The following is a 21,042-nucleotide window of genomic DNA, read 5'->3' as shown; positions in this document are numbered from 1 at the left end:
CATACTGTCAATGCGGTACGAAGCGGTCGTTAAACCATAAGTGGAGCGTCGCGTAGGTGCGCCACGGCTGCCAGATTTCAGCATAGCGGGCGATTTTTGCCGGAGTCATCCCCGGAAAACGCTGTTTAATAAGGTAATCACCGCCAAGAAAAACGTCGGGAGCAGACCATGCACGCATCGCCACATAACTGGCCGTCCAGCTCCCAATCCCTGGCATGGCCAGTAAAGCTGTTACCCCTTGTTGTACGTCAGTCATGTTATCGAGTGGCAACGCCCCCTTCTCAACCGCCTGAGCGACACCAATCAGGCAAGCCGCTCGTTTGGCCTGCACCCCGATCCCACGCAGATCCTCAACACTAAGACCGGCTATTCGTGCCGGTGCGGGGAATAAATGCGTCAGCCCGTCAAAGGGGGTCGAGATAGGATCCCCCCACTTTACTGTCAGCCGGGTAGCCAGCGTCGCGGCCATTTTCACGCTCACCAGTTGCCCGAGAATCGCTCTCACCGTCAGTTCAAAACGGTTAATGCAGCCGGGCAGACGCAGCCCGACTGAGTTCTCGGCCAGCGCCCCGAGCCCGGCGGCAATTAGATGTGGATCGGCATCCAAATCCAGCAAGCGCCGGACCTGCTGCTCAACCTGTCCCGCCACCGTCTGCAATGACGCCGAGACGTGCAGTTCGACGTGGTTTTTATCTTCCACCGGCCGCACTCTTATCCAGCCGGAGAAATGCTCATTACCCGACTTCACCACCAGTGTGCGCTGATAAAATTCACCCTCTTTCTGCTCAATCCCCGTCAAAGCTCGTGCACCGAGAAAAGCCATCATCCACTGCCAGTCATAGGGTGGCGTATAGCTGAGATAAATTTTTGCTGACATGGTCGTTCCCATAATCAAAAAAATAGAATGAATAACGCAATAAAAACCTGCCCGTAGTTTAGCAGGTGAGAATTAAAGGATAAAAAAATCCCGGCGGAAGTTCCGTCGGGATGGGGTTTTCAGCACCAGCATCCAACACAGAGCTGGGTGGTCATGTTAAATCATACTCAGATATTGACACCAAAATTCTTGGCGAGCGCGGACAGGCCGCCCTCATAGCCCTGACCTACCGCTTTGAATTTCCACTCACCGTTATGGCGATAAAGCTCACCGAAGATCATGGCAGTTTCGGTCGCTGCATCTTCAGACAGGTCATAGCGAGCCAGTTCTTGCTGATCGTCGTTATTGACCGCACGGATAAAGCCGTTAGTGACCATGCCAAAATTCTGTTTACGCTCTTCCGCTTCATAAATTGTCACGGCAAAAACCACTTTTTTGGCTCGTGCATCAACTTTGTCGAGATGGATCAGCAGTTGTTCGTCATCACCGTCACCTTCGCCGGTACGGTTATCACCCTGATGCACCACGCCGCCACAGGTGCTGTTGGTGTTGTTGAAGAAAATAAAGCTGCTGTCAGACAGAACCTTGTCATCTTCGCCGACGATAAACGCCGAGGCATCAAGGTCAAAAGCAGCGCCATCCGTTTTTCGGGAGTCCCAGCCTAAACCAAACATCACCGATTTCATCGACGGCGCTTCTTTAGTCAGGGAAACATTGCCACCTTTTTTCAAAGATACAGCCATAATTCGACTCCTTAATTACATTTTAAAAAAAGTACTGCGCTTGTGCGCAGCACCGTTAAGCACAAAGTGAAGCCACTACCGATCTTTCACCGGCGCGGCATCAGGGCTGGGCTGGCTGGTCTTTAGCCGGAAACATCACGCTGGCAATAATGCCAATGGCCAACACCACTAACACCACGTACAGACTGGCGGTCGCACTGATACCAAAGCCATGCCCCCACAGATGGTCACTGGCGTTCAGGCCCAGTTTGAAAGCGATGAAGAACAACAGCGCGACAACGGCTTTCTCCAGATGCACCAGATACTTGCGCAGCGCTTCCAGTACGAAATACATCGTGCGCAGGCCTAAAATGGCAAACATCATGGCGGAGTAGACGATCAGTGGCTCACGGCTCACGGCGATCACGGCCGGTACGCTGTCAAAAGCAAACATCACATCCGACAGCTCGACCACCGCCACGCACAACAGCAGCGGCGTGGCGTATTTCGCCCCTTTCTTCACGTCAAAACTAAAACCTTTGTTTTCTGGTTTTTCCAGTTCGGCGCTGACCTCTTTAGCACTGAGCATAAAGCGGTTACCTGCCAGCTTCGGCCACACTGGATAGAAACGCCGCACCATGCGGTTAGCCAGGTGATCGGAGTAATCCTCTATTTCGTCACCGTCATCTCCTGAACGCAGCATCATGACCGCGGTCCAGGCGACAATTACCGCAAACAGCATCTCTACCCACGGGCCAAGCATCAGCAGACCGGCACCGATGGCGACAAAAATCGCTCGGAATACAATGGCGCCGATAATTCCCCAATACAGCACGCGGTGACGGTAGCCATCCGGCACTTTGAACCAGGCAAAAATCGCCATCATCACGAACAGGTTATCAACCGACAGCACCTTCTCCAGCGCGTAGCCCGTGACAAACAAGCTGGCAACTTCAGACCCGTGGCTCACATACAGGAAGACGGCAAAACCTAAGGCCGTCACTATCCAGAAGAGTGACCACAGCACCGCGTTTTTCAACCCAATGGCTTTATCGCCACGGTGCGCCAGGAGGTCGATCAACAAGGCCGCGATGGCCAGTACCACAAAAACGGCGACAGTTACCGGCGGAAAACCAATCAGGGTAGATTCCATCATTACTCTCAATTAAAACGAACAATCAGAAGAACTCTTCAGGCTTAACGCCTAACTCGTTGCACACTTCCAGCAGCGCCCGTTTTTCGTCTTCATCAAAACTGGCGTCACTCTTGGCGATCATCACCCCCAGACGGACCGCAGCACGTGCCTCTTCAGGTTTTTTACGTAATTTCCCCAGGGTCTTCAGGCATTCAGATCGCCCGATATCCAGATCGAAATCGAACTTAGAGGACAGCTTCTGGAACTCGCTTATCACCTCTTCGGTACTGAATACTTTCAAGGTGTCGCTGATTTCAAAATACTTAATCAGTTTTTGTTTTTCCTGCGCGCTGACTACGCCATCGGCAAAGGCAATGTAGGTGCCCACAGCGACACACCCCTGCATGAAGTCCTTACCCTTATAGCGGCTGACTTCCGACAACAGCGTTTCGCGTCCCTGATTAAATTTGTTTTTAGCCCAATCCAACATGTTGCTTTCCTCTGTAAAATTTATTTGCTGCCCGCACGCCAGTTAAAACCCCAACCATAGGCTTTATCCATGGGTTCATGGCCGCCAAAATAGGCATTCAGGCGTTCGACTTTTAAGGTGTTGTTGATGTTCTCCAGACGGGCAATTGCGCACATTGACTGGCTGCCGCCGTCCGCATTCAGGCGGGTTTCGATAGGAGGCTGTTCTGGTAATTGCAGCGTCACCACGCCGTCCGTTTTCGCCCAGTTAGGAACGCCTTTGTAGATAAAGGCGAAGATCACCACTTCTGCGATGTCGTCCCACTTCGCGCCATTGATATTGAGCCATTCGCCTTCTGAAGCCGAGCCGGTGCGGTCATCGGCTTCAAGATAGACATAAGGGACGTTCTGGTAATCGCCAAAGCGGTTACCCAGCGCCTGTACTAAATCCTGATGACCGTCCTTAAAGCGAACGTAAGCCCCCAAGTCCAGATCGATGGCGTTGAGCTTGCTGAAAAAGCCGCCGCCGGAGGCCCGGTTCCAGTTGAGATTGACGCGAATACGGCCAAAACCCTGGCCTTTGCTGAGATTGACCGGTTTAGTTAAATTGACGCTCGGTTGATCTTTGGTCAGCGTCACTTTGCTAAGATTAATGGGTTTCGCCGCTGGCGCAGGGGCGGGAGCTGGCGCAGGCTTCGGAGCCTCTTCAGCCGGTGCATCAATGGTGACACCAAAATGCTCCGCCAACGGTTGCAAACCACCGTTGAATCCCTGAGCCACAAAGCGGAACTTCCACTCACCGTTACGACGGTAAAGTTCACCGAGGATCAACGCGGCCTCATTGCGACCCGCTACATCAACCGGGCATTGCAGATGCGGCTGACCATTCACTTCAACGACGATACTCAGGGTACGCAACATCTGAATGGTGTGACCGGCTTGCGGCGTAATGGTAAAAGCCACCTTCTGCACGCTGGCTGGCAGCGCGCTGAGATTGACCGAAAATGAGCTGTTCTCCCCTTCCGTCAACAGCAGAACTGAGCGGTCGTTGCTCTGCTTCTGACCGTAGAAAATAAAATCGTCATCCGAGTGCGTTTTGCCGTTGGTATCTAACCGGAACGCAGACACATCAGCGGCAATACCGCTTTTGACCCGAATAACCAGCGTTGTCTCAGGAACAAGCCCGTTTCCACCCGCGATAAGTTGAGTGGACATGCTCACCCCACCAGCTCACGGATAACCAGCGGCAGCATGCTTTCCACAGTACGCCCAGTGGACGTCAGGCCATGCGCCTTGAAGCTCCAGTCATTGCCTTTGCGCGACAGTGAAGCGATGAACAACGCCGAGTGCGCACCCTTTTCTGACAGATTGAAATTCGCCAGTTCCTTGCTGCGCTGGTCAAGGATACGGACACTGGCATTCTCAACCTTAGTAAAATTCTGGCCGGTGAAACTGTTTACTGTGAAGGCTAAATGCTCGACGTCAGACGGCACGCGTCCCAGGTCGATAAGTATGACTTCATCATCGCCATCCCCCGCGCCAGTGCGGTTGTCGCCACTGTGTTTTACTGAGCCACAGCTGGATTGCAATTTACGAAACCAGATGGTGTCGACCGCTTCACCGTCACTGTCGAGCATGACGCAGGAAGCATCCAAATCAATCTCACCCCCACTACCGCCAAACATGCCGAACAGGCCTTTGCTTTTCGCCGCATCCCATCCCAAACCAATATGCACAGCGGTCACGGACGCACCGGACTCTTTTGCCAGGGAGACGGATTGATTTTTACTGAGTGAAATAGCCACGAAAGCTCCTTTTATGGAAAACACGTTTTAAACAAACAGCGTCGTTTAAAAACAGTGACATCTAAAGACCCTACAATTAATAGGAATGGTTTTATGAACTTTTAAAAAAATTAATAAAAAATTAACGAAACACGGGCAATTAAAATAAAGACACCTGACAGAGTGGTTTATTTTTCACCCACTGAGTCACACATCTTATGAACAACCGTTTTACGCGATTTTTTTCACTTTGTTTAGACAAGGTTTATTGTTTTACACAGAAACACACTTTTGATAGATAAATTGACAATAACCATAACTATTCTCACGCTTATTATTTCCATGAGACGCCTCCCTGCCACGTTAGCTATTTTCTCCCCTTCAACGTTCAGCCCCAGCACACGAACTGAAGGGTAAGCCTCTGTTTTAAAGTAAACAATAGGAATTTTTGGTTGCGTTTATTTTTCCAGATCTGCATTCCAAATTATAAAATTCATCGCAAATAGAATCATCCATGGCCTTTTTTTAGACTTATGATGGCGTATTGAAAAGAATCGTAAATAACATTGCTCAAACCATTTTATTTACTGCCAACTATGAAAAAATCATATAAAAATACGCTGTCAGTTTATAAGGAATATTATCAAACCAACTTCATGATTATTTGTATTAATTACATTGATTCCAGACAGATTAAATCACTTGGCTGGCAGCTTAGTATTAACGTTATTCTTGGTGGTTACTGCAGTGATAAATTCCAATAGATACAATCTCTTTAACATTCGAATACAGCTTATTTTCGCCTTTAGCTCACCACTTAGTGTACAGGCTCGGGATCGCCAATTGCTCAGCGAAATAATCCCGCGTTGTTGCAAGAGTTCTGCATTCAGTATTGAGCAGATAACCCTGCTTTCTGAGGGTGTCGAGATCCAGCTAACTATGTCACCAGAGATGGAGATCCCCATGTTAGTAAACACTCTCAAGACACACAGCGCGAAACAACTGGGAGAACAGATGGGCGTCAAAAAAAATGGATTGTGGTTGCGCGGCTATGTTGCTCATTCCTTTGGGGATATGCCGGAAGCCCAGAAAAATTTATCAGCCTTGATGGCTAAAAACCGGCGGGAGAAATAAACCGATGATCTGGCTAATGGAAGGGCTTTCCTCACAGCGCGGTCTCCTTGAGGCTCTGCGCTCTGCCATCATGACGCAGAAGTGGTGCAACCCTCAGGGAGCGCCGTTGCAACTCATGGCGTCACACCGTGAATTCAGACCAGAAATTACCGGCGTGGCTGACGTTTCGCTGCGCGAACCGGCAGATAAAATGCAAAAGCTGGCATTTATTCTCGACAATATTGCCCGGTATTGCGTCACGCTGATCCATGTCGGTCGTGCCGATGTCTGGTTTGAAAAACATCGTGCGCAAATCGAAGCCACTGGCGTAAAACTCATCACCGGTGCATTGAGCGTTGAGAGCCTGCTGCTGGCCGATGACAAATACCGCTTTAGCCTGCAACTGGCACAAAACAGTATCGCCCATACCCCGGCCTGTCTGGTGGAATCCCTGCCCGCGCTGGAGGCGGCACTCAAGAGCATCAAATCTGATTTCCCTGAGCTGTGTGTTAAACCTAATCAGGGCATTTATGGCTGCGGTTACTGGCGCCTGGATGACAATGCACCCGCAGATTTGGTACTGCGAAAACCCGAAACCCGACGAATAAATACGCAGATTTATCTTGATATGGTGGCGAAAAGCGGTGGACTGTCGCAATCCATGTTAGTGATGCCCTATCTGCCGGGGCCGGAGTGCAGCATCGATATGGTAACCGAACGAGGCTGTACGCTGGCCGTACTCGGCAGACGTAAAAACGATGCACTTCAGCAGTTTTTTACCGAAGGTGAAGAGATTGAACTGGCCCGTCGGGTAGCCACACTTTTGCAGGCGGATGGCCTGATAAATGTTCAAACCCGCGCTGACAACCAAGGTAAACCGAGGGTGCTGGAATGTAATCTGCGTCCAAGCGGCGGTGTGCCTTATGGGCTTGAAAGTGGAATAAATTTACCCGCCATCATGGTGGCTTCGCGTCTTGGTTTACCGCTGCCGGAGCAGAAATTACATCACCATAATGTGCGCATTCTCGACCATGCTGTCTGCATTCCTGCCCGTGAGTCTACCTATGAAAACTAACCCTGCTACTGACGCCCCCGGTCTTGATGAGCAACGGACTGACGAACATTATGAAGCCACGCTCAGTGCAGGCGTCATGTCATTACAACTTCGCAGTCAGCCGGGCTGGAACGCAAATACTCTGTTTGATATGGCCCAGCGCCGTAACCCACGTCGGGCATTTTTATTTGTCAGTAAAATCCTTGGCCGCCATATCCCCTGCCCTCCGCACCTGATCCGCAGGGCTTTTAACGACCTTGCCGATAACATTCCTCGCGGACTGTCCGGCCCGATTTTAGTGACCGGAATGGCTGAAACGGCGGTCGGCCTTGCCGCCGGCGTACATTCGGTGCTCTCACAGCGCTATGCTGACACTATTCTTCTTACCACCACCCGACACCCTCTCGGTAGCGATTTACTCTGCCGTTTCGAAGAGGAACACAGCCATGCCACGGCGCATCTGGTCCATATTCCTACCGACCCTGTACTGCGCGATAAGTTGTTTCAGGCACGGACATTGGTCATGGTCGATGACGAGGCCACCACAGGAAAAACCTTTCTTAATTTATACAAGGCCCTGAGAAATGCCGGGCTAAGTCAACTGGAGCATGTTGTTACCGCCACCCTCACCGACTGGTCAGACAATGCCTTAGCCGGGCAAATCAGTCTGCCCACTACGGCGGTGTCGCTGGCCAGTGGCCGCTGGCAGTGGCAAGCAGCCGAGCATGCTCCCCTGCTCCACGCACCTGACGTAAATGTGATGGCACGCGGTTCACAGCCGCTCAATAACATTGCTGACCGCTGGGGGCGAACCGGCGTCGAGTTTCATACACGCTTACTGACAACCAAAGCCCCACAGAAAGGCCAGCGTATTCTGGTGCTTGGCTCTGGAGAATATGTCTGGCAGCCCTATTTATTGGCGCAGTGGCTGGAAGATCAGGGGGCAGACGTCTGTTTCAGCTCGACAACTCGTTCACCGGTTGCCATCGGTAACGCCATTCGCTGTGCCATCAGTTTTACCGATAACTACGGTCTGGGCGTACCGATGTACGCCTATAACGTCAAGCCTGATGAGTGGGACCGGGTGATTTTATGCTCGGAGACGCCGGCATCCGCATGGGATCCGACCTTTTTGGCGCAATTTTCTCATTTAGAAATCAACGAGGCTCCCCATGACTGCTGACTTCGCCTCGCGCCCGTTGATCTTCACCGATCTCGACGACACCCTGTTCCAGACCGGGCGAAAAATCATCGATCCCCACGAGCGCCAGCGCAGTGTGCCGGGCGCACTGGACAGAAGCCTTGCGCCACGCAGCTTTATGACACCACGGCAAAATAATCTGGTGCAGTGGATGCTGGCGGGTGCGGAAACCATTCCGGTAACCGCACGTGGTACAGAGGAGATCGCCCGTGTGTGCATTCCCTTTGATTCCTATGCCATAACCACCCACGGCGCCGTGATCCTGACCGCACAAGGCAATGCAGACTCTGAGTGGCAGTCCCATATCACTGAGCAAATGCGCGCTTTTTTACCGCGTCTGTCGGCACTTGAGCATCATCTCAGCACGATGCTGCGGGACCCGCAGGCAATCTCACCGCTTCTGCCCGCTGACGCGGGATGGTGCCGGATGAACAAGGAGTACGGTATACCGATCTATCTGGTGATGAAAGTTAACGACAGTCAGCACCTGGCAGCGCTGAATCACTATGCCGACTGGGTGGAACAGACTTTTGACCTCGACGGTTTCTATGTTCACCGCAATGGCAATAACATCGCCTGGTTGCCGAAATGCATCGAGAAAGTTCATGCGGTGACATTTCTGTTAACGCGGCTGCAGGCAGCGTTCCCTGACCGCCCGGTACTGGGCTTTGGTGACAGCCTGTCCGATTTCAGTTTCATGCAACAGTGCGACTTTCTGGTGATACCACAACGCAGCCAACTGCTTGGTACGCTGGAAAATGCCCTGCCCATCGCTTCATCTTGGGGGGCACACCATGCTGCAACCTGAATTTACGCCACACACGCTGCTGTCGGGTTCCTATCCACCCGGCGACATCCACTTTTTGCTGGCCCCGGCACAGATTGCGTTTACCTCCGTGGCGGAGAAAGAGCGTCTGATTCAGAGCGGCGAAAAACACTATTCGGAGATGCTGTCGCAGGAACCGTTACCGTCTGAAAAACACCTGTCGCTCTATCATCACGCCATGACAGATTTCGGCCCAAGGCTGGCACGCGAAGTCACCGCACTGGCGAAAGGTCTGGCGGCGCAGATCACTGCCCGCCCGATTGTACTGACCTCACTGGTGCGGGCCGGTGTGCCGCTGGGCGTCTGCCTTTTGCATGCCCTGCGAGATATGCAAGTCGAAGTCGTGCATTACGGCATCAGCATTATCCGTGACCGTGGGCTGGATGAGCGCGCGCTAACGCACATCACCCGACAACATGGCAGTGCAGGCGTGGTGTTTATCGATGGCTGGACCGGAAAAGGCGCGATCTCTCGCCAGCTCAGCGCATCTCTGGCTGAACGGCCAGAATTCGGTTTACCGCCGAGGCTGGCCGTGCTCGCTGACCCCGGCGGTTGCGCCTGGCTTTCCGCCAGCGGAGAAGACTGGTTGATGCCATTCGGCATTCTCGGGGCACCGATTTCCGGGCTGGTCAGCCGCTCGCTTTGGCGCGAAAGCGGCTTCCACGCTTCGATGTTTTGCCAACACCTGCAAGCTTTTGACCTCAGCCAGGATTTTGTTGCACAGGTGGACTTCCTGCGTCGCCAGCAAACAGAGGATGTCCCCGCTGCCACTCGGCGTGATGAGGAGAAAGCACATCTGAAACAGCTGAGCAGGCAGGTGATCACCCGGCTGGCCGAACACTTTGAAATCCGTTCGGTCAATCATATTAAACCGGGCATTGCCGAAGCCACCCGCGCTGTGATGCGCCGCGTACCGGACCACGTACTGGTCGCCAGTAAGCAGGATAAGAGCGTCGCACTGCTGGTCCATTTGGCTGAAAGTCAGGACATTCGGGTAGAAGAAGTCGGGGCTGAGATTGGCATTTACCGTGCAGTGACCCTGATTAAGCATATTGCATAAGCGGAGAGAGGCCGATGAAAAAAATCACCCCCAATGACCTCGGGGCCACCATGTATGTTCCCGCGACGCACCCGGAACTGACCCGTATTGCCTGTGGCGAAAAGTATCCCGAACTGCTGTCGATGGTTATCTGTCTGGAAGATGCCGTGCTGGACCGGGATATCCCACAGGCGCTTGATAATCTACGTAAAACGCTGTTTATTCTGAAGAGCCCACGTGATTTCAGTGACGGACCATTGTTGTTTATCCGCCCGCGAAGTGCCGCCATGGCTGCCAAACTGATCTCCGATAAAACATTTTTCCTGCACGCTGTCGACGGGCTGGTGTTGCCGAAGTTTACCTTATCCTCTCTCGATAGCTGGTTACGCATTACCGCGGGTACTGACCTGCTGTGGATGCCAACGCTGGAAGATGCTGAGGTGTATGACGTCAATAAAATGCAGCAGATGGCCGAAGCACTGAAAGCCAAAGCCGCCAACCGCGTACTGGCACTGCGTATCGGCGGCAATGATTTGATGAGTGTATTAGGTTTACGCCGCAGCAAGGAATACACACTGTATGAAGGCCCACTCGGCTATGTGATCAAAATGCTGGTCAGCGTGTTCGGCGCGCAGGGTTTCGCCCTGACGTCCCCAGTCTGTGAGTTAATCGAACCCGATGACATGCTAAGACGCGAACTAAAACAGGATATCCTGCACGGTCTCGTCGGTAAAACCGCCATCCATCCAAGTCAGATCCCCATCATCCACCACGCACTACGCGTCGCCCCCCGCGATTACCAGGAAGCTCTGCGCATCCTCAATGCAGACAGTGCGGTATACAAATCCGACGGTGCCATGTGTGAACCAGCCACTCACGTCAATTGGGCGCACAGGATCATTCAACAGGGGAAAAAATATGGCTATGTGGAACCTGTCAACGGGGAGTTCGAACGGCGATTCGAAGATGCCTTGTAAACGTTGATGGAACGTTGGCCCGACCACGACCCGGGTGGACACGATACTCAATGCAGGATGTGTGGTGACCAGATTGTTCAGATCGGCGTTAGTTAGAAAAGTAGCTAATATGTAAATAAACATCTGTATTTTTGATCCCCAAAATGAGGGGTGATATGCGGCGTTGGTTAAGTTTGTACTCAGCACTAAACAAATAAAAAAATTAAATATTTAAAATCATAATGATAAGTAAAAATTATTTATTTCACATCGGAAAATAAAACGGGCCGGGTTTCGTTTTGAACATGATAACGGCACTCGCAGCCGACAGTATGTTTTTTATGAATCTACATCAAAGAAACAAAAAGTTGATGAATGAGGTCCCAATTTATTTTGCTATCCTGCGAAACTCACCCTTTTGATATTATGAGGGGGTGAATTTCGGTATCGGTGCTATACATAATTTATTACGCCACTCACATTTAAGGGTACCAATGAACACAACGAAAGTTTTGCAGGTTGCGCTGATTGCTGGCGCGGTAATGCTTGCCGGTTGTACCAGTCAGGTGACCAAGGCCGATAAATTCTCTGGTTTCCTCGGTGATTATTCTGGATTGAAAGAGACTAAAACCCCATCAGGTAAAACAGTTCTGCGTTGGGTTGATCCTTCTTTTAAAGCCTCTGACTACTCTTACGTCGATTATCAGCCAATCACTTTCTATCCAAAACCTCAACCTACAGCGCAGATTGATCAGCAGACCTTGCAGGGCGTGTTGGACTACGCAAACAGCCGCATTAAACCAGCGATTGCTCAACGTATGACGATCACCAATCACCCGGGCCCGCGTACGTTGATCTTTAAAGGTGCGATCACCGGCGCAAATACCGCAGCTGAAGGTTTACAATTCTATGAAGTGATCCCGGTGGCGTTAGTTGTTGCCGGTGCAGAAACCGCCAGCGGCCACCGTACCCGCGATACCGAACTGTATTTCGAAGCAGAACTGGTTGACTCCACCACCGGCAAAACCGTGGTAAAAGTGGTACGTAAAGGCATGGGTAAACAAGTGTCGAATGACAAACAAAAAGTGACACTCAATGACCTGAAAAGTGTGGTCGATAACTTAGCGACTGACGTCGTACAGTTTAATCCTGCTCCACAGAAGTAAACGCCCCAACAACTGAAAAAGCAGCCTGCCAAGGGCTGCTTTTTGGTTTTTCGGGATGAGGGTTTGAGCGTGAGTACGACGCCCAGGGCTTTCATTTATGCGAGCGTGGTTTTTAGCGTTGGATTACCATTCTCACTAAACGATAATCTCACTCTGGCGCAGTTGAAAGTAAACACGGTAACGTGTGCGTTTCTGTCGCTTAAGCAGAAGCTCTTTCCTTAAATATAAAAAAACCCGCCGAAGCGGGTTTTTTACTGGGGCTAAGCCTTAGATATCGCTAAGAACTCATTCCCACTCAATCGTAGCCGGTGGTTTACCCGAGATGTCATACACTACGCGGGAAATGCCGTCGACTTCGTTGATGATACGGTTGGAGCAGCGGCCAAGGAAATCGTACGGCAGGTGTGCCCAATGCGCGGTCATAAAGTCGATGGTTTCGACGGCACGCAGGGAAACCACCCAGTCGTATTTACGGCCATCGCCCATCACGCCAACGGAGCGCACTGGCAGGAAGACAGTGAACGCCTGGCTGACTTTGTTGTACAGGTCGGCTTTGTGCAGTTCTTCGATGAAGATAGCATCGGCACGACGCAGCAGGTCGCAGTACTCTTTCTTTACTTCACCCAGCACGCGCACGCCAAGACCTGGGCCAGGGAACGGGTGACGGAAAAGCATGTCGTATGGCAGGCCGAGTTCCAGACCGATTTTACGCACTTCGTCTTTGAACAACTCTTTCAGCGGCTCAACCAGACCCAGTTTCATCTCTTTCGGCAGGCCACCCACGTTGTGGTGGGATTTAATCACGTGCGCTTTGCCGGTGGCAGAGGCCGCAGATTCGATCACGTCAGGGTAGATAGTGCCCTGCGCCAGCCATTTCACGGCATCCTGTTTACACGCTTCTTCATCGAAGACTTCAACGAAGACGCGGCCAATGATTTTGCGTTTTGCTTCCGGCTCATCAACGCCCGCCAGTGCAGACAGGAAACGCTCTTCCGCTGCGACGTGAACGATGTTCAGACCAAAACTGTCGCCAAACATTTCCAAAACCTGATCGGCTTCGTTCAGACGCAGCAGGCCGTTGTCAACGAAGACACAGGTCAGACGATCGCCGATGGCTCGGTGCAGCAGCATCGCAGTGACGGAGGAGTCAACGCCGCCGGACAGGCCGAGGATCACGTGATCCTCGCCAATCTGCACACGCAGGCGCTCAATGGCGTCTTCAATGATTTTGGCCGGTGTCCACAGCGCTTCGCACTGGCAGATGTCCATCACGAAACGTTCCAGAATGCGCAGGCCCTGACGGGTATGCGTCACTTCCGGGTGGAACTGTACGCCATAGAAGCGTTTTTCTTCGTTAGCAATAATGGCAAACGGACAGGTATCGGTGCTGGCAACGGTCACAAAGTCAGAAGGAATAGCGGTGACTTTGTCGCCGTGGCTCATCCAGACATCGAGCAACGGTTTGCTGTTCTCGCTCAGGGCGTCCTGAATGTCGCGGATTAGCGCGCTTTCAGTCTGAACTTCAACCTGCGCATAACCAAATTCGCGCTCGTTAGAGCCTTCAACATGGCCGCCTAACTGCATTGCCATGGTTTGCATGCCATAGCAAACGCCCAGAACCGGCACACCGGCTTCGAAGACGTAGTCTGGCGCGCGCGGGCTGTCATGCTCGGTGGTACTTTCCGGGCCGCCGGACAGGATGATGCCGTTCGGGTTGAATTCGCGGATTTGGGCTTCGGTTACGTCCCAGGCCCAGAGTTCGCAATAGACACCCAGTTCACGCACGCGGCGTGCAACAAGTTGAGTGTACTGGGAGCCGAAATCGAGGATCAGGATACGGTGCTTGTGAATATTTTCGCTCATGAGGGGCGTTTTCCAGAAAGCAATAAAAGCGTTAAAACAACAGGTTAAATAAGTATCAATACAGTAAAACAGACAGCGAGCACATGGCTCGCTGTCTTGGGAATCAAGATCCCATTCTGTAGTTCGGAGATTCCTTGGTGATCGTCACGTCGTGTACGTGGCTTTCCTGGATCCCAGCGCCGCTGATGCGGACAAACTCAGCTTTGGTGCGCAGTTCGAGGATGGTAGCACAACCGGTCAGACCCATACATGAACGCAGACCGCCCATTTGCTGGTGAACAATCTCTTTCAGACGACCTTTGTACGCTACGCGACCTTCGATACCTTCCGGTACCAGTTTGTCAGCGGCGTTATCACTCTGGAAGTAACGGTCAGAGGAACCTTTGGACATCGCGCCCAGAGAGCCCATACCGCGATAAGATTTGAATGAGCGGCCCTGATACAGTTCGATTTCACCTGGAGATTCTTCTGTCCCAGCCAACATCCCGCCGACCATCACGCAGCTTGCGCCCGCAGCGATGGCTTTGGCGATGTCGCCGGAGAAGCGGATACCGCCGTCAGCGATGACCGGAATACCTGTGCCTTCCAGCGCTTCAACCGCGTCAGACACCGCAGTGATTTGCGGAACGCCTACGCCGGTCACGATGCGGGTGGTACAGATAGAACCAGGACCGATACCGACTTTCACTGCGCTCACGCCAGCTTCAACCAGTGCCAGCGCGCCTGCGCCTGTCGCCACGTTGCCGCCGATGATTTGCAGATCCGGGTATTTGGCTCGGGTAGCACGAATACGCGAAAGCACGCCTTCGGAATGACCATGTGAGGAGTCAATCAGCAGCACGTCAACGCCAGCGGCGACCAGTGCATCGATACGTTCTTCGTTGCCTTCGCCCGCGCCAACTGCCGCACCGACGCGCAGACTGCCCTGCTCATCTTTACAGGCGTTAGGTTTACGTTCTGCTTTCTGGAAGTCTTTAACGGTGATCATACCGACCAGATGGAATTGCGCGTCAACCACCAGCGCTTTCTCAACGCGTTTTTCGTGCATTTTCTGCAACACGATTTCGCGGGACTCGCCTTCTTTGACCGTCACCAGACGCTCTTTCGGGGTCATCACTGCGGTCACTGGCTGTTCCAGATCGGTCACGAAGCGCACGTCACGGCCGGTAATGATACCGACCAGTTCGTTCTGCTCGGTGACAACCGGGTAACCGGCGAAACCGTTAATTTGGGTGAGTTCTTTAACCTGACGCAGGGTGGTAGAAGGGGTGACCGTTTTAGGGTCGGCAACCACGCCGCTTTCATGTTTTTTAACGCGGCGAACTTCTTCGGCCTGACGTTCAATAGACATGTTCTTGTGAATGAATCCCAGGCCGCCTTCTTGCGCGAGAGCAATCGCCAGATTCGCTTCTGTCACGGTATCCATAGCTGCAGACAGCATAGGGATATTCAGACGGATTTTAGCGGTCAGCTGGGTGCTTAGATCGGCAGTATTGGGCAGAACTGTGGAGTGGGCTGGAACAAGGAGGACGTCGTCGAACGTTAGTGCTTCTTTTACGATACGTAGCATGGGCAATATCTCACCAAGGTGGATGCGGAAAGGAGAAAATATTGCAGCGGGAGTATACAGGTGAGCAGACATAGCCACCAGAACTATTTTGAGAAACTTCTTGATTACCTGTTTTGTGCATGTAGTATCGTTCGATTAAGTCTCTGTTTTTGAATTTGATCTGGATCACATGTCGCTACCTTCTTCCCCACCGATTTTTACCGTAAGCCGCCTCAATCAGACGGTCCGACAGTTGCTGGAGAACGAAATGGGCCAGGTCTGGCTCTCAGGCGAGATCTCCAACTTCTCCCAACCTTCCTCCGGTCACTGGTATTTCACCCTGAAAGATGACCGTGCGCAGGTTAAGTGCGCGATGTTCCGCAACACCAATCGCCGCACCACATTCCGCCCGCAAAACGGCCAGCAGGTTTTAGTCCGCGCGACGATCACTCTTTACGAACCACGCGGTGATTATCAGTTGATTGCCGAAAGCATGCAGGAAGCCGGTGACGGTCTGTTGCAGCAAAAATTCGATCTGCTGAAACAGCAACTGGCCGCTGAAGGGCTGTTCGATGCGCAATTCAAACAACCGCTGCCTTCACCGGCCAAATGCGTTGGCGTGATCACCTCCTCAAGCGGTGCCGCGCTGCATGATGTGTTAAACGTTTTAAAACGCCGTGACCCGTCATTGCCCGTCATCATCTATCCGACCGCTGTTCAGGGCGTCGATGCGCCGATGCAAATCGTACGAGCCATTCAGTTGGCGAATGCGCGAGAAGAAGCCGATATATTGATTGTCGGGCGCGGCGGCGGTTCGCTGGAAGACTTATGGAGCTTTAACGACGAACGTGTGGCGCGGGCAATTTTCGCCAGCCGTATTCCTATTGTCAGTGCCGTCGGCCACGAAACCGATGTGACGATTGCCGATTTTGTCGCAGACTTACGCGCTCCGACCCCTTCGGCCGCTGCCGAACTGATCAGCCGCAATCAGTTGGAACTGCTGCGTCAAATCCAGTCCCAACAGCAGCGTCTTGAAATGGCAATGGACTATTATCTCGCCCAGCTGACGCAGCGGTTTACGCGGCTCAATCATCGTCTGCAACAGCAGCATCCGCATTTGCGTCTGGCGCGTCAGCAAACCGCGCTGTTCAAGCTGCGCCGTCGCCTGGACGAAGCCATGCAAAATCAGCTGCGCCAAATGCTGCGCCGCGCCGACCGTCTGCAACAGCGTTTAACGCAGCAACAGCCACAACCGCGTATTCATCGTGCTCAGCAAAAAATTCAGCAATTGCAGTATCGCCTGCAACAAGCGCTCACCTCGCAGCTCTCAGGCAGCCGCCAGCGTTTCGGCACCCTATGTGCCCAACTGGAAGGCGTCAGCCCACTGGCAACGTTGGCACGAGGTTATAGCGTGACAACCACGCCGCAGGGGGCATTGCTGAAGAAAACCACGCAGATCGCACCGGGCGATACGTTGAAAACACGTCTGGCCGATGGCTGGATTGAAAGCGAAGTGAAATCGATCGTGGTGGAAAAAAAAGCGCGGAAACGTGCCGTTAAAGGGGCCTGAAACAGGCCCCCGGACCTATCCTCAGACGGAGTAACTTTTCGTCCGTTCCCCGTTCACCCACACTTCCCGCACCTCACCCTTTGGCAAGATAATGTTTAGGGTTTTCCACGCCGGTTTGAAATCACCGCGCTGAATAATCGTGATATCAATGCGCTGCGCGCTGCTGAGGATTTCCCAGTTCAGCCACAATGCATGGTCTTGCTGCCAGTGATGGCTTTCACCGTCGTCCTCAAACAACATTCCCGCGGATTTCACCTGACCTGGCGCCGGGTAAACATGCAGTTCACGCGTTGTATCTTTGTTGACATCAACATGTGCCAGACGTCCTGATTGCGGCAGCGCAGCACCCGCGCGAACCAGCAACGGCAGGCGATCCAGTGGTGCGTCGAGAGTTATTCTCTGCCCGCCTGCGAACCATTCACCAGTGTAGAAATCGCACCAGCCGATACCGTTATCTGGCAGGTAGACCTGGCGCTCACGCTGTCCTTCTTCAACCACACTGGCAACCAGTAAATCTTGCCCCATCAGGAAATCGTCGGTTTCGGCGAAGGTCTTTTTATCATGCTCGTGATCGAGGAACGTCGGGCGCAGCATCGGTTCGTCATTGGCATGCGCCTGCCACAGCAGAGTGTAGAAATAAGGCAATAAACGGTAGCGCAGACGGATCGCATCACGGACAAGTGGCGTCACCTGCGGATACATCCACGGCTCGTTCACGGTGTGATCGTCATTCCATGAGTGAATAGTGAAACGCGGATGCATCACGCCGTTTTGCACCCAGCGTACAAACAGTTCAGCGTCTGGCTTATCGCCGGCGAACCCGCCAACGTCATGCCCGACGTTATACAGACCGGATAAGCTCATGCCGATGCCCATACGCGTGTTGTAGCGCAGCGTCTGCCAACTGGTGCGGTTATCGCCGCTCCACGTCTGCACATAGCGCTGCATGCCCGCGCAGCCGGAACGTGAAATCAGATACGGACGAGCCTCTGGTGCGAAACGTTGCTGCGCTTCAAACGACGCACGCATCATCAGTAATGGCATAACCGGACGGATATGTTTGATGGCGATCGGTTTGCCAAAACCGTGGCAACGCGCATCGCTGTCCCACACTTCATATTCGTTGTTGTCGTTCCAGGTTGAACCAATGCCGTTTTCCAGCAACTGCGTGGTGACGCCATTTTGCCACCAGCGCACGGCGGCCGGATGGGTGAAATCAAGGTGTGAGCCTTCGTCATCCCAGAAGACTGAACGCTCTGGCGCGCCAGTTTCTGAATCACGAATAAACAGCCCCTGCTCCGCCACCTGTGCGTATTTCGGATGGTCCTGTAACAGACAGGGTTTGATATTAGCAGCCAGGCGAATGCCCGCGTCGAGAAACGCCTGCGACATCGCCTTCGGCTGTGGCACTTTGTCGTAGTTCCAGTTGAAGACGTAGCGCTTGTTGCCAATCGACGTATAACCCGATGAAAGCTGGAAAGAATCACATGGGATTTCGTGTTGCTGGCACAGCGTGATGAACTTCATCAACTGCTGCTGGGCGTCCGGTTCATCAGTGTAATACATGGTCGAACCGCTGTAACCGAGGCTCCATTTCGGGCCAAACGTCGTTTTACCAGTCAGCCTCACCAATTTTTTGGTGACCTCCAGCGAGGTGGGACCAATGAACAAATAGTAATCCAGATCGCCCGCTTCAGCGCTAAAACGGCGATACGGCAAGTGGTAATTATCCAGCTCATTGCCGAGATCAAGCCAGACATTGCTGAGATTGTCGTAGAACAGACCGAAACTGACATCGTTGCGGCGTGTCATAGTAAACGGAATATGTTTGTACAGCGGATCGGTGCTGGCGGCGTTGTAGCCCATCGCATCCAGATTACGCATTTCAAAACGACGGCCGCTGCGGTTGAGGTCACCGGCTTTTTCACCCAGCCCGTAAACGCCGTCCTGCGCCTCACGCAGTTGATAGTGCGCCGAGGCATCGCCTTTCACCGACAGCATATACGCGCCGGTCTTGCGGTCGTTGACCAGCGGCAGCCATTCACCGGCCGCATTTTTATGTTCCCACTCCAGCCACAGTGGCTGGTGAACGGTAACGCGCAGTGCGTCGGTGGTCACGGTCAGGGTATTTTCGCCGTGCGTCAGTTGGTACCCAGGCAGCGAGAAACCTTCGTTGCTCAGACGGTCGCGCCCTTCCCACGGCACATCATTTTGCGGCGCAATGCTCCAGGTACGATCCAGCGCCAACTCGCCGTTACGCTGGAGAAATACGCGCACCAATCCCTGCTCCAACACCCGCAGACAAAACAGATGCTTACCTTCGACACGCAGATCTACACCTGCGTCATGATGTCCGGCCAGCTCCCAGTGTTTCAACGTCTTCATACATTCTCCCTTTTTGCCGGATTGCGGCGTTCAGCGATCAGAGCAATCAGGAACACTGCCCCAATCAAATCAAAGAATCCCATCGCGATAAACAGCGGATTAAAGCCTACAGTGTCGGCAACGGCGCCGATCAGCAGTGAAAACAAGAAACTGGCAATCCACGCAGAAGAACCACGCATACCGTTGACGGTCGCCACCTGATTTTTGTCGAAAGTCTCAACCACCACCGCACTCAACATGCAGGAAATGACCTGGTGCCCGAAGCCGCCGATGGAGATCAGTGCAATCGCGGCGTAAGGACTTTGCGTGAGCGCAACCAGCGCCAACGAAAGCATCATGAAAGCACCGGTGACCGAACTGGCCACGATGGAGTTAATGCGGGTGCAGCCAAACACTTTGCGGTACAGCGTGGTGAGATATCCGCTGGCGATACTGCCGAGATCGGCGGCCAGAAACGGTAACCAGGCAAACATGACAATGTGTTTTAAATCCATCCCGCGTTCGTTGGCGAGATACAGCGGAACCCAGAAACTGAACACTGCCCATGCCGGTTCGGCCAGAAACGCCGGAATAGCGATACCGTAGAATTTCTTGTTTTTGCAGACAATTTTCATTGACTGGATAAACGGCAGGCGGGTTTGCTGCGGTTCGTTGTCCTGGCGAATCAGCGCCAGTTCCTCTTTGCTCAGATTGGGATGGGTTTCCGGTGAGTGATAAAACTTCCACCACAACAGCACCCACAGCATTGACAGTACGCCGCAGAACAGGAATGCGCCGCGCCAGCCAAAGGAGAGGTGCGCCACCAGAATGATCGGCGGTGCCAGCATGGCACCAATCGAGAACCCGACCCCCGCCCAGCCTGCCGCCACTGGCCGCTCTTTACGCGGGAACCAATCTGAAATTGCTTTGGCGTTGGCCGGTGTGGCTGCCGCTTCGGCGCTCCCCATGAAGAAGCGTAAAATTGCCAGTTGAACCCAACTTCCCGCGCCAGCGTGCAGCATACAAACTACGGCCCAGATGGATGCACAGATCAAGAAGCCGAGCTTTAGCCCGATGACATCAATCAGCCATCCACACAGCGGCTGAAAGAGGGTGTAGGCCGCCTGAAATGCCGCCACGACGTAAGAATATTGTTCTGTGGTCATGCCCAAACTGGTTTTCAGTTCAGCAGCCAGTAAACCCAGAGAGTTACGGGTGATGTAGTTAACCGTCACCCCGAGTAGAAACAGCGCCAGCATCCACCAGCGTAGTGCTTTTATTTTCCGGCGCCCGGTGATAGCTGCTGCCCCGGTATTGATTTGAATTGTCATGCCTGTTTCTCCCACCCGTCGGCC

At 52.9% G+C, this 21,042-nt stretch carries 18 protein-coding genes; 8 read left to right on the top strand and 10 right to left on the bottom strand.

The features are described 5' to 3' along the window. Positions 1-7: 7 nt before the first annotated feature. The 6 genes from alkA to EAH77_RS06530 all read right to left on the bottom strand — a co-directional run bounded on the left by alkA (position 8) and on the right by EAH77_RS06530 (position 5,007). Positions 8-877: a DNA-3-methyladenine glycosylase 2 gene (gene alkA, locus EAH77_RS06555; protein WP_140471006.1), complete on the bottom strand. Its 870-nt coding sequence runs from the start codon at positions 875-877 to the stop codon at positions 8-10. A gap of 167 nt (positions 878-1,044) precedes the next feature. Continuing rightward, complete coding sequence (locus tag EAH77_RS06550; RefSeq protein WP_140471005.1) at positions 1,045-1,620, bottom strand: TerD family protein; 576 nt, start codon at positions 1,618-1,620, stop codon at positions 1,045-1,047. 100 nt (positions 1,621-1,720) lie between these two features. Then, positions 1,721-2,752 (bottom strand): TerC/Alx family metal homeostasis membrane protein, encoded by a 1,032-nt coding sequence (locus EAH77_RS06545; protein WP_140471467.1) that lies wholly within the window; start codon positions 2,750-2,752, stop codon positions 1,721-1,723. A 25-nt stretch (positions 2,753-2,777) separates the two neighbouring features. Beyond that, positions 2,778-3,224, bottom strand: a complete 447-nt coding sequence (locus EAH77_RS06540; protein ID WP_140471004.1) for a tellurite resistance TerB family protein — start codon at positions 3,222-3,224, stop codon at positions 2,778-2,780. Between the two features lie 20 nt (positions 3,225-3,244). After that, positions 3,245-4,417 (bottom strand): TerD family protein, encoded by a 1,173-nt coding sequence (locus EAH77_RS06535; RefSeq protein ID WP_140471003.1) that lies wholly within the window; start codon positions 4,415-4,417, stop codon positions 3,245-3,247. A 2-nt stretch (positions 4,418-4,419) separates the two neighbouring features. Next, positions 4,420-5,007, bottom strand: a complete 588-nt coding sequence (locus EAH77_RS06530) for a TerD family protein (RefSeq protein WP_140471002.1) — start codon at positions 5,005-5,007, stop codon at positions 4,420-4,422. Positions 5,008-5,721: 714 nt separating this feature from the next. Between EAH77_RS06530 and EAH77_RS25115 the strand changes: the two genes are divergently transcribed. The 7 genes from EAH77_RS25115 to EAH77_RS06495 all read left to right on the top strand — a co-directional run bounded on the left by EAH77_RS25115 (position 5,722) and on the right by EAH77_RS06495 (position 12,341). Beyond that, positions 5,722-6,120 (top strand): transposase, encoded by a 399-nt coding sequence (locus EAH77_RS25115; RefSeq protein WP_347237664.1) that lies wholly within the window; start codon positions 5,722-5,724, stop codon positions 6,118-6,120. A 4-nt stretch (positions 6,121-6,124) separates the two neighbouring features. Next, positions 6,125-7,174: an ATP-grasp domain-containing protein gene (locus tag EAH77_RS06520; RefSeq protein WP_140471000.1), complete on the top strand. Its 1,050-nt coding sequence runs from the start codon at positions 6,125-6,127 to the stop codon at positions 7,172-7,174. Next, complete coding sequence (locus EAH77_RS06515) at positions 7,164-8,336, top strand: phosphoribosyltransferase domain-containing protein (RefSeq protein ID WP_140470999.1); 1,173 nt, start codon at positions 7,164-7,166, stop codon at positions 8,334-8,336. The genes EAH77_RS06520 and EAH77_RS06515 overlap by 11 nt, the downstream gene beginning before the upstream one ends. Beyond that, complete coding sequence (locus EAH77_RS06510) at positions 8,326-9,162, top strand: hypothetical protein (protein ID WP_161985778.1); 837 nt, start codon at positions 8,326-8,328, stop codon at positions 9,160-9,162. The genes EAH77_RS06515 and EAH77_RS06510 overlap by 11 nt, the downstream gene beginning before the upstream one ends. Next, complete coding sequence (locus EAH77_RS06505) at positions 9,149-10,240, top strand: cysteine protease StiP domain-containing protein (RefSeq protein WP_140470998.1); 1,092 nt, start codon at positions 9,149-9,151, stop codon at positions 10,238-10,240. The genes EAH77_RS06510 and EAH77_RS06505 overlap by 14 nt, the downstream gene beginning before the upstream one ends. 14 nt (positions 10,241-10,254) lie before the next feature. Then, positions 10,255-11,196 (top strand): HpcH/HpaI aldolase/citrate lyase family protein, encoded by a 942-nt coding sequence (locus EAH77_RS06500; RefSeq protein ID WP_140470997.1) that lies wholly within the window; start codon positions 10,255-10,257, stop codon positions 11,194-11,196. 473 nt (positions 11,197-11,669) lie between these two features. Then, a complete protein-coding gene (locus EAH77_RS06495; RefSeq protein WP_140470996.1) occupies positions 11,670-12,341 on the top strand; it encodes a DUF3313 domain-containing protein in 672 nt (223 codons plus the stop codon). Positions 12,342-12,626: 285 nt separating this feature from the next. On the opposite strand, the gene guaA is transcribed toward EAH77_RS06495, so the two are convergent. Both guaA and guaB read right to left on the bottom strand, forming a co-directional pair. Next, positions 12,627-14,204 carry a glutamine-hydrolyzing GMP synthase gene (gene guaA / locus EAH77_RS06490; protein WP_140470995.1) on the bottom strand — a complete coding sequence of 526 codons (1,578 nt, stop codon included), beginning with the start codon at positions 14,202-14,204 and terminating at the stop codon, positions 12,627-12,629. A 103-nt stretch (positions 14,205-14,307) separates the two neighbouring features. Continuing rightward, positions 14,308-15,774 carry an IMP dehydrogenase gene (gene guaB, locus EAH77_RS06485; protein WP_140470994.1) on the bottom strand — a complete coding sequence of 489 codons (1,467 nt, stop codon included), beginning with the start codon at positions 15,772-15,774 and terminating at the stop codon, positions 14,308-14,310. Between the two features lie 169 nt (positions 15,775-15,943). Here guaB and xseA point away from each other — a divergent pair, with 169 nt between their 5' ends. Next, positions 15,944-17,323 (top strand): exodeoxyribonuclease VII large subunit, encoded by a 1,380-nt coding sequence (xseA, locus tag EAH77_RS06480; protein ID WP_140470993.1) that lies wholly within the window; start codon positions 15,944-15,946, stop codon positions 17,321-17,323. Between the two features lie 21 nt (positions 17,324-17,344). Here the strand turns inward: xseA and EAH77_RS06475 are convergent, their stop codons facing one another. Beyond that, positions 17,345-19,708 carry a glycoside hydrolase family 31 protein gene (locus tag EAH77_RS06475; RefSeq protein WP_140470992.1) on the bottom strand — a complete coding sequence of 788 codons (2,364 nt, stop codon included), beginning with the start codon at positions 19,706-19,708 and terminating at the stop codon, positions 17,345-17,347. Beyond that, positions 19,705-21,018 (bottom strand): MFS transporter, encoded by a 1,314-nt coding sequence (locus EAH77_RS06470; protein WP_140470991.1) that lies wholly within the window; start codon positions 21,016-21,018, stop codon positions 19,705-19,707. The genes EAH77_RS06475 and EAH77_RS06470 overlap by 4 nt, the downstream gene beginning before the upstream one ends. Between the last annotated feature and the right edge of the window lie 24 nt (positions 21,019-21,042).

This window comes from Ewingella americana (genome assembly GCF_006438725.1).
Classification (GTDB): domain Bacteria; phylum Pseudomonadota; class Gammaproteobacteria; order Enterobacterales; family Enterobacteriaceae; genus Ewingella; species Ewingella americana_A.
Note: the sequence above shows the minus strand (reverse complement) of the source record. Positions and strands in the feature narration are given on the sequence as shown.